18 protein-coding genes are annotated in these 14,118 nt (G+C 63.7%); 8 read left to right on the plus strand and 10 right to left on the minus strand.

What is annotated here, in order from left to right; all coding sequences use genetic code 11:
- Positions 1–12: 12 nt before the first annotated feature.
- Genes crcB (MTX21_RS13630) through clpS form a run of 4 tightly spaced genes read left to right on the plus strand, consistent with a single transcriptional unit; the run spans position 13 to position 1,530 of the window.
- Positions 13–402 carry a fluoride efflux transporter CrcB gene (gene crcB, locus MTX21_RS13630; protein ID WP_280965317.1) on the plus strand — a complete coding sequence of 130 codons (390 nt, stop codon included), beginning with the start codon at positions 13–15 and terminating at the stop codon, positions 400–402.
- A gap of 6 nt (positions 403–408) precedes the next feature.
- Positions 409–837 (plus strand): fluoride efflux transporter CrcB, encoded by a 429-nt coding sequence (gene crcB / locus MTX21_RS13635; protein WP_280965318.1) that lies wholly within the window; start codon positions 409–411, stop codon positions 835–837.
- Between the two features lie 2 nt (positions 838–839).
- Positions 840–1,181 carry a DUF190 domain-containing protein gene (locus MTX21_RS13640; RefSeq protein WP_280965319.1) on the plus strand — a complete coding sequence of 114 codons (342 nt, stop codon included), beginning with the start codon at positions 840–842 and terminating at the stop codon, positions 1,179–1,181.
- A gap of 43 nt (positions 1,182–1,224) precedes the next feature.
- Positions 1,225–1,530, plus strand: coding sequence for an ATP-dependent Clp protease adapter ClpS (clpS, locus tag MTX21_RS13645; protein WP_280965320.1), 306 nt, complete (start codon positions 1,225–1,227; stop codon positions 1,528–1,530).
- A 194-nt stretch (positions 1,531–1,724) separates the two neighbouring features.
- Here the strand turns inward: clpS and MTX21_RS13650 are convergent, their stop codons facing one another.
- The 6 genes from MTX21_RS13650 to fabI all read right to left on the minus strand — a co-directional run bounded on the left by MTX21_RS13650 (position 1,725) and on the right by fabI (position 7,378).
- Positions 1,725–2,906 (minus strand): radical SAM protein, encoded by a 1,182-nt coding sequence (locus MTX21_RS13650; protein WP_280965321.1) that lies wholly within the window; start codon positions 2,904–2,906, stop codon positions 1,725–1,727.
- Positions 2,907–2,939: 33 nt separating this feature from the next.
- The gene (locus tag MTX21_RS13655) at positions 2,940–3,218 is read right to left on the minus strand and encodes a hypothetical protein (protein ID WP_280965322.1); all 279 of its coding nucleotides are present in this window, start codon (positions 3,216–3,218) and stop codon (positions 2,940–2,942) included.
- A 184-nt stretch (positions 3,219–3,402) separates the two neighbouring features.
- Entirely contained in the window at positions 3,403–4,593 is a 1,191-nt protein-coding gene (locus tag MTX21_RS13660; RefSeq protein WP_280965323.1) for an adenylate/guanylate cyclase domain-containing protein, read from the minus strand.
- 78 nt (positions 4,594–4,671) lie between these two features.
- Positions 4,672–5,760 (minus strand): chorismate synthase, encoded by a 1,089-nt coding sequence (gene aroC / locus MTX21_RS13665; RefSeq protein ID WP_280965324.1) that lies wholly within the window; start codon positions 5,758–5,760, stop codon positions 4,672–4,674.
- 128 nt (positions 5,761–5,888) lie between these two features.
- Entirely contained in the window at positions 5,889–6,488 is a 600-nt protein-coding gene (locus MTX21_RS13670; protein WP_280965325.1) for a histidine phosphatase family protein, read from the minus strand.
- Between the two features lie 74 nt (positions 6,489–6,562).
- Positions 6,563–7,378: an enoyl-ACP reductase FabI gene (gene fabI, locus MTX21_RS13675; RefSeq protein WP_280965326.1), complete on the minus strand. Its 816-nt coding sequence runs from the start codon at positions 7,376–7,378 to the stop codon at positions 6,563–6,565.
- A 169-nt stretch (positions 7,379–7,547) separates the two neighbouring features.
- On the opposite strand from fabI, the gene MTX21_RS13680 reads away from it, so the two are divergent.
- Both MTX21_RS13680 and MTX21_RS13685 read left to right on the plus strand, forming a co-directional pair.
- Positions 7,548–8,036, plus strand: coding sequence for a sigma-70 family RNA polymerase sigma factor (locus MTX21_RS13680; protein ID WP_279371693.1), 489 nt, complete (start codon positions 7,548–7,550; stop codon positions 8,034–8,036).
- 106 nt (positions 8,037–8,142) lie between these two features.
- Positions 8,143–8,913 carry an anti-sigma factor gene (locus tag MTX21_RS13685; RefSeq protein ID WP_280965327.1) on the plus strand — a complete coding sequence of 257 codons (771 nt, stop codon included), beginning with the start codon at positions 8,143–8,145 and terminating at the stop codon, positions 8,911–8,913.
- Between the two features lie 323 nt (positions 8,914–9,236).
- Here the strand turns inward: MTX21_RS13685 and MTX21_RS13690 are convergent, their stop codons facing one another.
- On the minus strand, positions 9,237–10,196 hold the full coding sequence (locus MTX21_RS13690) for a DnaJ C-terminal domain-containing protein (RefSeq protein ID WP_280965328.1): 960 nt from the start codon (positions 10,194–10,196) through the stop codon (positions 9,237–9,239).
- Between the two features lie 110 nt (positions 10,197–10,306).
- A complete protein-coding gene (locus MTX21_RS13695; RefSeq protein ID WP_280965329.1) occupies positions 10,307–10,873 on the minus strand; it encodes an RT0821/Lpp0805 family surface protein in 567 nt (188 codons plus the stop codon).
- Between MTX21_RS13695 and pdxH the strand changes: the two genes are divergently transcribed.
- A complete protein-coding gene (pdxH, locus tag MTX21_RS13700) occupies positions 10,831–11,472 on the plus strand; it encodes a pyridoxamine 5'-phosphate oxidase (RefSeq protein ID WP_280965330.1) in 642 nt (213 codons plus the stop codon). The two genes, MTX21_RS13695 and pdxH, sit on opposite strands and share 43 nt — an antisense overlap.
- A 14-nt stretch (positions 11,473–11,486) precedes the next feature.
- Positions 11,487–12,239: an SDR family oxidoreductase gene (locus MTX21_RS13705; protein ID WP_280965331.1), complete on the plus strand. Its 753-nt coding sequence runs from the start codon at positions 11,487–11,489 to the stop codon at positions 12,237–12,239.
- A 191-nt stretch (positions 12,240–12,430) separates the two neighbouring features.
- Here MTX21_RS13705 and MTX21_RS13710 read toward each other — a convergent pair whose 3' ends face one another.
- Both MTX21_RS13710 and MTX21_RS13715 read right to left on the minus strand, forming a co-directional pair.
- Entirely contained in the window at positions 12,431–12,643 is a 213-nt protein-coding gene (locus MTX21_RS13710) for a hypothetical protein (protein ID WP_279371699.1), read from the minus strand.
- Positions 12,644–12,828: 185 nt separating this feature from the next.
- Positions 12,829–13,806 carry a magnesium transporter CorA family protein gene (locus tag MTX21_RS13715; RefSeq protein ID WP_280965332.1) on the minus strand — a complete coding sequence of 326 codons (978 nt, stop codon included), beginning with the start codon at positions 13,804–13,806 and terminating at the stop codon, positions 12,829–12,831.
- Between the last annotated feature and the right edge of the window lie 312 nt (positions 13,807–14,118).

A 14,118-nucleotide genomic window follows, 5' to 3' on the forward strand; every position in this document is an offset into this window, starting at 1 on the left:
TGAGGATCGGACGTGCTGAGCGGATTGGTCGCAATCGTGATCGGCTGCGCGCTCGGCGGATGCGCGCGCTATTTCATCTCCGGTGCGATCGCGCGGCGGCTGGGCGAGACATTTCCCTGGGGCACCATGACCATCAACGTCACCGGCGCGTTCCTGATCGGCATCCTCGGCGCGCTGGCGACGCATCCGGGCTCGGTCTTCGCCTCGCCCACCCCATGGCTGTTCGCGGTTACCGGCTTCCTCGGCTGCTACACCACCGTGTCCTCCTTCAGCCTGCAAACGCTGACGCTGGCACGCAGCGGCGAGCAGCTCCATGCGCTCGGCAACGTGGTGTTCTCGGTCGGCCTGTGCCTCGTGGCCGTCAGTTGCGGCTTCCTCCTTGCGGATCGGTTTGGAGGTTAGCTGCGCATGAGCGTCCCCACCTCCGCCGACCGCTGGCGCAGCGCGGTGCTCTATGCCTGGGTCGCCGCCGGCAGCATTGTCGGCGGGCTGACGCGCTATCTGGTCGGGCTCGCGCTCGATACCGGCCCCGGATTTCCCTTCGCGACGCTGTTCATCAACGCCACGGGCTCGCTGATCATCGGCTTCTATGCGACGCTGACCGGCCCTGACGGCCGCCTCCTGGCGCGGCCTGAGCACCGGCAATTCGTCATGACCGGGTTCTGCGGCGGCTACACCACCTTTTCGACTTTCAGCCTGGAAACCTTCCGCCTGTTGCACGGCAGCATGAAAGCGACGGCACTGGCCTATATTGCGGCGTCCCTGATCTGCTGGCTGGCCTCGGTGTGGCTCGGCCATATGATGGCGAGCCGCTATAATCGCTTGAAAAGGAGCTGATCATGCAAATTCCCAATCAGGCAGTGTTGCTCCGGATCTTTATCGGCGAGAGCGACCATTTCGACGGCAAGCCGCTCTATGAAGCGATCGTGATGACGGCGCGCGAGCGGCACCTTGCCGGCGCCACCGTGCTGCGCGGACCGATGGGCTTCGGCAAGTCGAGCCGGCTGCACACCTCGAAGATCCTGCGGCTGTCGGAGGACCTGCCGCTGCTGATCGAGATCGTCGACAGTGAGGACAACATCAACGCATTCCTGCCCATCCTGGACGGCATGATGTCGAGCGGCCTGATCACCTTGGAGAAGGTCCAGGTCCTACAATATGGTGAGAAGGCCGCGACCTGACCGTCGCGGCTGGAACCCGAAGCCCGCCGTTTCAGGAGGCGGAATGAGCGACACCGTCACCGCGCCGAAGACGCGGACCAAAACCAAAGTCGAGCGGCCGCGGCTGCACAAGGTCATCCTGATCAACGATGACTACACGCCGCGCGAATTCGTCACACTGGTGCTCAAGGCCGAATTCCGCATGACCGAGGATGAGGCCTACAAGGTCATGATCACCGCGCACAAGCTTGGCGCCTGCGTCGTCGCCGTGTTCACCAGGGACGTCGCCGAGACCAAGGCGACGCGCGCCACCGACGCCGGCCGCGCCAAGGGCTATCCGCTGCTGTTCACGACCGAGCCTGAGGAATAGACCTCAAGGCGGCTTTCCGGCTTTGCATTCCCGCCACAGAGCATCAGCAATAGTGCAGAACCGGCGCACGCTGGACAGCGAAGCAGCCGTGCACTAAAGCGCGATGAGATTAGGATAAATCGTCATCGCGCTTTAGGTTATTGTTTGAGCATGATCTTTTCGGAAAACCGCTGCACACTTTTCCGGATCATGCTCTAGGCGCCCGCCAACGTGTCACGCACGCTGACGCGATCGCCGTCCGGCTTGCTGACGTAGAGATGGCTCTCCAGTACGGATTGCATGTTCTCGAACATCGAATAGAGATCGTCGCAATAGACCGAAGGATTGTCGTAGCCGTTCGTCCTGGAGAAGCGGTGCGGAAGATAGCCTCCCCCGCAGGCGTTCATGAATTTGCACTGGCGACACTTCGCGCAAAGATTGATCGAAGCATCGCGGGCGGCCTTCCAGCGCGGCTCATTCCGGACCTCGTCGATCGCATGATCGAAGATGTTGAAGCTGGTGTTGGTGAAGCCGTCGCCCGCAATCCGCAGCACGTCATGGGCCTCCACAGTGCCGTCGGTCATCACGGTGCAAAGCTCGACGGGTTTGTGGCCCACGCCCTCGGTCGGCGCATTGTTGCCAAGCAGGGCGGTGATCATGTCGGATATGATGCGGATATCGGTCGCCGCAGTCGTGCGATTTGCCTCCAGCCAGATCTCGAACAGCCCCTTGTAGAAGGCGGCAATGGATGGCGGCTTCTCATCCACCGTCGCGTCGGGGATCATGATGTCGTAGTTGGAGATTCCACACGCGGCGAAAAAATCGGCGTATTCCTGCGGCGCGTAAGCGGGATTGCAGACGGCAAGGGCAATGACGCCAATGTTGCGCGCCACCAGCATGCGGGCGGCACGCTCTACGGCGGCATGAGTGCCCGTACCCTGAAACGTCTTGCGATGGAGGTCGTGAATATGGGCCGGCCCGTCTACGCTGATCGCAACCGAAATGTTGCGAGCCTCGAAGCAAGCCAGCCACTCGTCGTCGATCAACACGCCGTTGGTCGTGACCGCGATGGGTATCTCGCAGCCCGTGCGCGATGAAATGCCCTCGCAGGCCTCGGCAAAGCGGTGGAAGTTCTCGACGCCCCACAGCAGCGGCTCGCCGCCGTGCAGAATAATGGGAAAATCGGCGAGGGAATATCTGACGACGTGCTCCTCGATCCGCAGCAGCAATCGATGCTGCACCTCAGGGCCCATCAGCTTCGGCTTGCTATAAACGGACGCGTCGCGGAACCAGTAACAATAGGAGCAGTCGATGTTGCATCTCGCCGCGACCTTGACCAGCAATTGCGTGATCGGCTGATCGTGGAAGGCGGCACAATCTGAACCGTCAGCCGACATACCGATTACCGAGACGGGCTGGAGGACACTCAGCTAGTAGCCTCGAACAAATCCCCCTCGGCGGAATGCGCCGACGCCCGGAGCATATGCCCCCCTGCGAAAGGCACCTGCATTGGCACCTTTGGCAAAACCGCCTCGTCTGAACGCGGCCTCGGTCGCCACGGGCTTGTCGGAGACAACGCCTTGCTCCGTACCTTGTCCGCGCAGATCGTTCAGCAATGCGTCGATCCCCTGATGGTCGCTCTGAATGGTTGCGCCCGGCCCATGCAATTGAATGAGGCTTGCCAAAACCTTCAGCGTCGTAATCGGCATGATCGTGCTCCTGTTTTTCGCGACGCAATGCAGGATCGAACGAAAGACCGGCATGTGGAGCCGGCCGAGCAACGCCGAATATTATACCGTTTTGATTGCAGCGGCAATGTGTCGGGGCCGGTCGGACGTCTGCCTGGTCTGCTTCACTCAAAGAGCCAATATCGGTCTTTGACCGAAACACGCCTTACGCCATCACCACCGGTGCCTCCTCGGCGAGCCCGTACACGCGCTGCGCCTTGGAAAACCCCGCGATCGGAAACTCGCCGAGTTCGCGCCAGCCATGGTGGCAGACGTTGGCGAAGCCTTCCGAGGCCACAACGGTCCGCCCCATGCGGCCGGCGATCTTCTCCAGCCGTGCCGCAAGATTGACCGCGGGTCCGATGCAGGTGAAGTCGAGCCGGTTGCCCCCGCCGATATTGCCGTAGAGGATGTTGCCGACATGCAGCGCAACGCCGAAGCGGAAGCGCTCGATGATGTCGCCGACCGGGAAGGCGAGCGCTTCGACACTGGCGCGGGATTTGCGCGCGGCTTCCAGCACCCGCGAACAGACATGCGCGGCATCGCCGACATATTCGTCGATCGGAAACACCGCGAGCAGGCCGTCGCCCATGAATTTCAGGACCTCGCCGCCGTGGCCGCGGATCGCGGTCACCTGACAGTCGAAGTATTGGTTGAGGATCTCGACCACGGTCTCGGCAGGCAGCCGGTCGGACAGCGCGGTGAAGCCGCGCAAGTCCGACAGCCAGATCACCGCCTGCATGGTGTCGGTGTGGCCGCGGCGGATCTGGCCGCCGAGGATGCGCGCGCCGGCGCGATTGCCGACATAGGTATCGAGCAGCATCGCGGCGGTGCGGCGCAGGCTGACGATCTCGCTGACGCGCGCGAGCGGCGCCATGACGGCCCGGATCGTCGCAATGTGGTCATCGCTGAAGCCGCCGGGATGCCGTGTCATCCAGCTCGTCGCGTGGATCGATCCGTCGAGAAACGGCATCGGCACCGCGACGTAGTCGGTCGCGCCTTCGGCGCGCATGTCGTTGATGATCGGAAACCGCTTGCTGTCGGGGTCGTCGACGCGTCCTCTGACCTCCAAGCCTTGCTCGAACACGATCCGAAGCGGGCTCTGAGCGAATTCGGGCGTATCCAGGATGTCGAAGTCGACGGTGCCGACCTCGACCTCCTCGCCCTGCCGCCAGATAAAGTTGCGGCCGAAGATTTCGGGATGCAGCGTGCGAATGAAGATGCCGAACCGCCACACCGGCAGGCCGGCTGCGACCAGGCGTTCGCAGACATCGGCGATCATCCTGGCGGGTTCGCCCGATGACCTCGCGCCATCGATCAGCCAGTTGGTGATCCGCTGCAGCTCGGGGCTTTCCATGGCCGCATTTGCGGACGAAGTTGTGGGGCCGTCAAGCCGCGCGTAGGGCTAGTGGCGCGACCTCAAGGCGCGATGGCTTTAACGCCCCACCTGCCCGCGGTCGCGCAGGAAGTGGTCGGCGAGAACGCAGGCCATCATGGCCTCACCGACGGGAACGGCGCGGATGCCGACGCAGGGGTCATGCCGACCCTTGGTCATGATCTCGGTATCGGTGCCCTTGCGATCGACCGTCAGGCGCGGCTGCAGGATCGACGAGGTCGGCTTCACCGCGAAGCGCACCACCACCGGCTGGCCGGTGGAGATGCCGCCAAGAACGCCGCCGGCATGATTGGACAGGAAGCGCGTGACGTCATTGCCGGTACGCATCTCGTCGGCGTTCTCTTCGCCGGTGAGCTCGGCCGCGCCGAAACCGGCGCCGATCTCGACGCCCTTCACGGCGTTGATGGTCATCATCGCGGCCGCCAGATCGGAATCGAGCTTGGCGTAGATCGGTGCGCCAAGGCCAGCCGGCACGCCTTCGGCGACGACCTCGATGACGGCGCCGATCGAGGAGCCACTCTTGCGGATGCCGTCGAGGTAGGTCTCGAAAAATGCGGCCTTGTCCTTGTCGGGACAGAAGAACGGGTTCTTCGCAATCTCGTCCCAGTCCCATTTGTCTCGGTCGATCTTGTGCGGGCCGATCTGCACCAGCGCGCCGCGCACGGTCACGCCGGGTAGCACCTTGCGCGCGATCGCGCCGGCGGCCACCCGCATCGCCGTCTCGCGCGCCGAGGAGCGTCCACCGCCGCGATAGTCGCGCAGGCCGTACTTGGCCTCATAGGTGAAGTCGGCATGACCGGGCCGGAACTTGTCCTTGATCTCGGAATAGTCCTTCGAGCGCTGGTCGGTGTTTTCGATCAGAAGCCCGATCGGCGTACCCGTCGTCACCTGCACGCCGGTCTCCGGATGCGCCATGACGCCGGAGAGGATCTTGACCTGGTCCGGCTCCTGGCGCTGGGTCGTGAAGCGCGACTGGCCGGGCCGGCGGCGATCGAGATCGCGCTGGATGTCGGCCTCGGTGAGCGGGATCAGCGGCGGACAGCCGTCGACCACGCAGCCGATCGCCACCCCGTGGCTCTCGCCAAAGGTGGTGACGCGGAACATGTGGCCGAAGGTGTTGAAGGACATTCGTCTCTGGCTCGTAAGTCAGTTCTGACTTGTGTTGTGGTAACGCCCAGGGGCACAGCGTTCAACCCTGTTGCCGTCATTCCGGGCGATGCAGAAGGGCGACGACCCCGGAATGATGGCGTGCGGGGTTAACTATACTTCTCCAGCCGCCCGTCACGGAACACGTAGACCGCGCCCTGCTCGATATAGAGCTCGGCGGCGCTGGCCGGGGTCTCGATGCCGAGGGCGACCATCAGGGCCCGGGCGGTGCCGCCATGGGCGACCGCGACGGTGTCGACGAGCAGCGACTCGTACCAGTCGAGCATGCGGAGCTGCACGGCAGCGTAGGTCTCCCCGCCCTGTGGAGCCACCGACCATTTATCGGCGAGGCGGCGGGCATAGACTTCGGGATCGGAGGCTTCGCTCTCGGCCAGCGTCAGGCCTTCCCACGTGCCATAGCCGATCTCACGCAGGCGATCATCAAGTGAGTAGTGCGTGGCCGGCAATGCGAGCTTGGCGCGCACGAGCTCCATGGTCGAGCGCGCACGACCGAGCGGGCTCGACACAAAGGGCAGCGCGGTCTTGTCGCGACCATCGCGCTTGAACAGATCGGCCAAAATGCCGGCGGCCTGCACCGCCTGAACGCGGCCGCGCGCGTTCAATGGAACGTCCTTGGTGCCCTGCAGCCGCCCGAGCGCATTCCATTCGGTCTCGCCGTGGCGAAGAAAGTAGATCGTGGGCACGAGCATTGCAGTCGGCGGCTAGCTCTTTTCTTCGAGCATGATCTTGTCGGAAAACCGGTTCCCACTTTTCCGGATCATGCTCACTCCTTCCCGCCCAGCGCGATGTCGGGCGCATCGGGGCGCTTCATGCCCAGCACATGATAGCCGGAATCGACGTGATGCACTTCGCCCGTGACGCCGCGCGACAGGTCGGAGAGGAAATACAGCGCGCTGCCGCCGACGTCCTCGGTCGACACGTTGCGCCGCATCGGCGCGTTGTACTCGTTCCACTTCAGGATATAGCGGAAATCACCGATACCGGAAGCGGCGAGCGTCTTGATCGGCCCGGCCGAGATCGCGTTGACGCGGATGTTCTTCTCGCCGAGATCGGCGGCAAGGTAGCGCACGCTGGCCTCCAGCGCCGCCTTCGCCACGCCCATCACGTTGTAGTGCGGCATCCATTTCTCGGCGCCGTAATAGGACAGCGTGATGATCGAGCCGCCGTCGGTCATCAGCTTCTCGGCGCGCTGCGCCACCGCGGTCAGCGAGTAGCAGGAGATCAGCATCGACTTGGTGAAGTTCTCCTGCGTGGTGTCGACATAGCGGCCGTCGAGCTGCTCGCCATAGGCGATCGCGTGCACGAGGAAGTCGATCTTGCCCCACTTCTCCTTCAGCACCGCGAATGCGGCATCGATGGTTGCAGCGTCCGTGACGTCGCAATGGCCCAGCACGAGGCCACCGATTTCGGCAGCGAGCGGCTCGACACGCTTCTTCAGCGCATCGCCCTGATAGGTGAACGCGAGCTCGGCGCCGGCCGCGTGGCATGCCTTGGCGATGCCCCAGGCAATCGAGCGGTTGTTGGCAACGCCGAGGATCACCCCGCGCTTGCCCTGCATCAGACCTGAATTCTGCGCCATTTCCTGTCGTCCCATCGAGCGGGTTGAAATCTGGAGGTACACCAGCCCTCCTTCGCGGTACAGTCCTAATACGCGGCGTTAACGCTGTTTCGAAGGCCGGAATAGCCGTTCCGCTCGGGTGTTATGATGATCGAGGCGCTCGCGCCGAACGGCAGGACTTCAAGACGGCATGAGTGCATTTCGCCAGAGCGTGGAAGCGATGATCCCGGCGCTGCGCCGCTACGCCCGCGCGCTGACGCGCGATGCGGATGCGGCCGACGATCTGGTGCAGGATACCCTGGTACGGGCGCTGCGCTCGGAACGGCTGTTCCTCGGAGGCGACGTCAGGAGCTGGCTCTACACCATCCTGACCAACCTCAACAAGAATCGCAGACGCTCGCTGGCGCGACGGCCGCAGTTCATGCAGCTCACGGAGAACAATCCGGATGCCAGCGGGACGGAGGCCGAAGGGCGCGACATCGAGAAGGCGCTGTCAACGCTCGTCGAGGAGCAGCGCTCGGTGCTGCTGCTGGTGATGCTGGAGGGCCTGAGCTACCGCGAGGTCGCCGATATCCAGGGCGTGCCGATCGGCACCGTAATGTCACGCCTGGCGCGAGCCCGGGCTCACGTTAAAGCTTCGCTGGAAGGTGAGCGTCCGGCGCTCAGGCGGGTGAAATGATGGCAGGATTAATGCATCGCGCATGTCGCGTGCCCCGCATGCAGCGGGACAAAGCGCAGGCAAGTCGCGAACTATATTTTGGGCCGCGGAGCCAGAGACGACCGATATGAACGACCGCAAGATTGCAGTGACCGAGGACGAATTGCACGCCTATATCGACGGCGAGTTGCCGGTGGAGCGCCGCGCCGACGTCGAGGCCTGGCTGGCCGCCAACCCCGAGGATGCCGAGCGGGTGCAATCCTGGCGCGCCATGGCCGAGATGCTGCACGCCCGCTACGACTCCGTCGCCCAGGAGCCGGTGCCGGCGCGGCTGGAGCTCGAGCGGCTCGAGCGCCGTCCGCGGCAATGGCTCTACGGCGCCGCCGCGGCGGTGCTGGTGGCTTTCGTCGCCGGCGGTACGGCCGGCTGGTTCGCGCATGGAGCTGCGGCCGTGCCGTCGACCTTCCAGAGCTTCACCGAGGATGCGGTCGATGCCCACCGCCTCTACGTCGTCGAGGTCCGCCATCCCGTCGAGGTCCCCGGCAACGAGCGCGACCATCTCCAGGCCTGGCTGACCAAGCGCTGCGGCTGGACCGTGTTTGCGCCGAACCTGGAAGCGAGCGGCCTCAAGCTCGTCGGCGGCAGGCTGCTGCCGGGGCCGAACGGACCGGCGTCATTCCTGATGTATGAGGGCACGTCGGGCGAGCGGTTCACGATCTACACCGCCAAGACAGAGAGCGGCGCGACACAGATGCGCTATGCCAAGACGGACAAGGATGGATCGCTGTTCTGGGCCGACCGCGGCGTCGGCTATGTCGTCACCGGCGGCAGCGACCGTGACCGGCTGACCAAGGTGGCGCAGGCCGTTTACGACCAAGCCGAGAAACACGGCACGTAAACAACTGCACAAGCGCCGTGCCTCGATTCCGACATTGAAAATTTGGAATCAGGACATGCGTGCGTCTCATTATCGCACCGGATGATCACGCGAAAATGAGTGGCGTTCGATCCGCCGATCGACGCGGGCGGCCTCGATTGGGGTTTTTGGTACCGCGCTGGTCCCCCTCTCGAGGCCGCACCTTATCGGCGGCTGCCCCGCCGGGCAGCCGACACGCCGAGCACGCTTAGCGTCGAAGCGCTCACAGCGCTTCAGGCGCATATTCGGGCATCATCTGTCGGGAAGAGAATGCTCCGATGGTCTCATCGGTCTCGGCCAGCGCCCTAGCCGAGCCCGCTACGCGGATTATAGGGATGTTGGTCCCGCCACTTCTCCATCAATGCCTCAAGCTCGGCGTCGTTCCCGTCCGGTAGCATAATCCTGATGGTGACGAAGAGGTCGCCGGTTCCGCCCGCCTTCGGCAGGCCCTTGCCCTTGAGGCGGAAGGTTCGGCCACTGGAGGTGTTCTTGGGGACCGAGAGCTCCACGGCATTGCCGAGAGTGGGCACGCGGACCTTGCCGCCGAGCACGGCCTCGTAGAGCGCGACTGGCAGATCGATTCGCAGGTCGGCGCCCTCGACCTTGAAGAACGGATGCGGGGCGATGTTGATGGTGATCAGGAGGTCGCCGGGCGGATGACCCTGTGCTGTCTCGCCCTGTCCCCTCAGCCGGATCTGCTGGCCTTCGGTGACGCCGACCGGGATCTTGACGTTGAGTTCCTTGCCGTTCGGCAGCCGGACCCGCTTGTCCCCGCCCTTCACCGATTCTTCCAGCGAGACGGTCATGGCGACCTTCAGGTCGAGATCGAGCCCGATCCCGCCGGTGTCGAATTCGAACTGGGCACCGCCGCCGGCCCCGGGCCGCGCGCCGCGCATTCCGCCGCCGAACATGCTGTTGAGGATGTCCTCGAACGCGCCCGCCCCGGCTCCGCCGCCACCGCTGCGGAACGTATAGCTCTCGAAGCCACCCGGACCTGACCGCCCGCGCGGGCCGCCGCCGCCCGGAAAACCCTGGAAGCGCGGCTTGCCCTCGGCGTCGATCTCGCCGCGATCGAACTGCTTGCGCTTGTCCTCGTCACCAAGGATCTCGTTGGCCGTGTTGATCTCGGCGAAGCGCTCGGCAGCCTTCGGGTCGTTCTTGTTGCTGTCGGGATGATGCTTCTTGGCAAGCTTGCGATAGGCGCTCTTGATCGCGGCAGCGTTGGCGCTCCGCGGCACCCCCAAGACCTCATAGGGGTCGCGCATCCGTCACGTCTCCTCTTGGGAAATCGATGTGTTCAAAGGGCTCCCCGCCCCACCTGCACTTCATGTGGTGGGCGCGTGGCATTTTTGCAACTAGGGTCGCGACGCGATTCCTAGCTCCGCCACGGCTTTAGCGTATGAATCTCCCAGCGGCCATGGCTGCTTTCGCAGCCGGCCCCTTGGAGCCAGCTTTCGGTATTGCCGTTGACATAGCTTGCCAGGAAATCGCGGCACTTGCGGCCGTCCTCCGCCGCGTAGGACTGCGCGATCGGCGTCACCGAGCCGCGGGCCCCCGTTTCCGGATTCTCCCAATGCTGGCTGGAATCCTTGTCGCCCTTGCTCAGGACGTCGGAGGCGGCGTTGCGGGCAAAGGCGAGATCGGTCTCGGTCGGTGCGGCGTCCTTCGCAGAGCGCGTAATCGAGCCGGTGAGATCGCCCTCGTCGGCCTTGGCGAAGGGGCCGCCAGTGTCATTGCGGGAGAAGCTGCAGCCACCCGTGCCCAGGCCGATTAGAATCATTGTCATGAGAAGGCCGGACGGGCGGATCGCCGATAGGCCAACGCGTCCCCATGCCCTATATAGGGCGGAAGCGGACAACAACGCGCTTTGGGCCGCGGGACGCAACTCGGACTCCGGACATGACCGACACGACCTCGATGAAACACCAGACACCCTTAACATCCGGTGATTTCACCGCCGCCGACGAGCCGTTCGCGCTGTTCGAGACCTGGCTGAACGAGGCGATCAAAGGCGAACCCAACGATCCGAACGCGATGGCGCTCGCAACCGTCGATCCCGACGGCCTGCCTGACGTGCGCATGGTGCTGATGAAGGGCTTCGATTCCGACGGTTTCGTCTTCTACAGCCATATTGCGAGCCAGAAAGGCCGCGAACTCGCCGCAAATCCTAAGGCCGCGTTGCTTTTCCACTGGAAGTCGCTGCGCCGCCAGGTTCGCATCCGCGGCAACGTGACGCCGGTGACCGATGCCGAAGCCGACGCCTATTTCGCCACCCGTCCCAAGCAGGCCCAGATCGGGGCCTGGGCCAGCAAGCAGTCGCAGCCGCTCGAAAGCCGCTTCGCCTTCGAGCAGGCGATCGCCAAAGTCGCCGCCAAATACGTCATCGGCGAGGTGCCGCGGCCGCCGGGCTGGAGCGGCTGGCGCATCACGCCGATGCGCATCGAGTTCTGGCACGATCGCCCATTCCGTCTGCACGACCGCATCGAATTTCGTCGTGACGCCGTCGGCCAGCCGTGGTCCAAGACGCGGATGTATCCTTGAAGTGAAAGATCTCCATGCCGCATCCAACCAACGTGCCGCGACGTACGCTGCTCCTCACTGGCGCGAGCCGCGGCATCGGCCACGCCACCGTGATCCGCTTCTCCTCGGCAGGCTGGCGCGTCATCACCTGCTCGCGGCATCCATTTCCGGAGGACTGCCCCTGGGACGCCGGCCCTGAGGATCACATCCAGGTCGACCTCGGCGACCCCGAGGACACCACGCGCGCGATCTCCGAGATCCGCCGCCGTCTCGAGGGCGGCACGCTGCATGCGCTCGTCAACAACGCCGCGATCTCGCCGAAGGGTCCCGGCGGGACGCGGCTCGGCTCGGTCGATACCGACCTCGACACCTGGACGCACGTCTTCCACGTCAATTTCTTCGCACCGATCATGATGGCGCGCGGGCTGATCGAGGAGCTGAAGGCAGCCAAGGGATCGGTCGTGAACGTCACCTCGATCGCGGGCTCGCGCGTGCATCCTTTCGCGGGCGCGGCTTACGCCACCTCGAAGGCCGCGCTCGCGTCGCTGACGCGGGAGATGGCTTCCGACTTCGGCCGCGTCGGCGTGCGCGTCAACGCGATCGCGCCGGGCGAGATCGACACCTCGATCCTGTCGCCCGGCACCGAGAAGATCGTCGACCAGCAGATCCCGATGCACCGGCTCGGCACCCCGGACGAGGTCGCCAAGATCATCTACGTGCTGTGCACGGACACCTCGTCCTACGTCAACGGCGCCGAGATCCACATCAACGGCGGCCAGCACGTTTAGACGCCCATCGTCATTGCGAGCGGAGCGAAGCAATCCAGGTTGCCTTCGCGGCGGCAATCTGGATTGCTTCGTCGCTTCGCTCCTCGCAATGACGGAATTGGAAATGGCGATCGCGTGCAACCAACGCTAGGGAAGCAAGGCGATCCAGACAACGCCGCCGCAAGACCTGGATCGCCCTTACCTTCCGTTCCTCAATCGACTCGAATCCGACGCGACGTCTCGCGCAGCCGCGGAGCGGCCCTGCTGAACGCAGTCGAGCAGTCGTCGTCATTCTCGCCATCGAGCAGCGGAGCACCACAGTGCCGGCACAGACGTGCCGACATCGCCTTGCCGCTCGCCAGGACCTGACGATAGCTCGCCAGATCGATGACGTTGCGGGGCGACGTTATGCGTTTTTCAACCATGGCTGTTCCTCGCGGCTACCCCTGTCTTATCGCAGACAAGTTTCGCCCAAACGTTCAGCCCACCGCTCAAATTTTACCGGAGGAATTGGGGCAGAGCGCACGCACCACGTCGCGGCCAGAATCCCGATCTATTCTGCGACACCAACCGGCGTGTCTTTGCGCACAGCGTAAGGTCTCGGTAGGTATCACAGCCACTTCTTGAACTTGAAGATCCAGTACGGGACGATCGCCGCGACCAGCATCATCACCAGCGCCATCGGATAGCCGTGCACCCATTCGAGTTCCGGCATCACCTTGAAGTTCATGCCGTAGATCGAGGCGATCAGCGTCGGCGGCATCAGGACAACGGCCATGACCGAAAACAGCTTGATGATGTTGTTCTGCTCGAGATTGACGACGCCGAGCATGGCATCGAGCACGAACGTGATCTTGTTCGAAAGATAGGAGGCGTGGTCGGTCAGTGACGCGACGTCACGCTGCATGGTCTTGAGCTGCTCACGCATGTCCTTGGACCATTTCACGCCTTCGACCACCGCCGACAGGAAGGTGACGACGCGGCCGATCGACACCAGACTCTCGCGAACCTTCGAGGTCAGGTCGCCCTTACGGCCGATCGAGATCAGGATCTGGGAATATTGCTTGGCGTGACCGTGACGTTCGCTCTCGGGCTCGAAGATGTCGTGCGAGACCTGGTCAATCTCGGCGCCGCAGCGCTCCAGGATGTCGGCGCAGCGGTCGATCACCGCGTCCAGCAGTTCCATCAGCACCATCTCGCCGGTGATGGCCGGGGTGCAGGAACGGGCGAGCTTGGCCTCCACCAGCGAGAACGGCTTGGGCAGGTCGTAGCGGACCGTCACCAGCCGATGGTCGCCGAGGATGAAGGTCACCGCCGTGGTCCGGGGCATGTCGGTATCGGAGTTGCACATCAGCGTCGCGGTCATGTAGCGCGCGCCGTTCTCGATATAGAGGCGGCTGGAGATCTCGATCTCCTGCATATCTTCCCGGGTCGGGATCGCGATCCCCGCCAGCCGCTCCACCGCCTTGTCCTCAACGGCGGTCGGGTTGACCAGATCGATCCAGACGGCGCTCTCCGGCAGCACCGAGAGATCGTCGATGACGGCCTTCCTCAGGGAGGACTCGAACGGAACAAACACGGAAAACATAAACTACTCCAGTAGAGGCCTCTGACCCGACCAAGAGTCCTTAGCGCGATTCTGACAAGTTCATGATGACACGCAGATTAACGGAGTCTTCGTATTTGCAGCCGTCCTGTGGCTCAACCGCCGCACGGAATCGACGGTTGGGCAGCTCTTGCCCAAAAATCAGCCCAAGGCCGCAAAACTTGCGGCAAAAAAGCCACAGCTTCGGTCTTGCAGCGCGGGAAAAGGCCCTAAACGCTGGAATTGTGGCAGATTTCAACGATAATGGGACCAACGGAGTCGAGGAACTGCGGCGATAAGCTCAGGACCTGCGCG

Source organism: Bradyrhizobium sp. ISRA430, assembly GCF_029909975.1.
Lineage (GTDB): Bacteria > Pseudomonadota > Alphaproteobacteria > Rhizobiales > Xanthobacteraceae > Bradyrhizobium.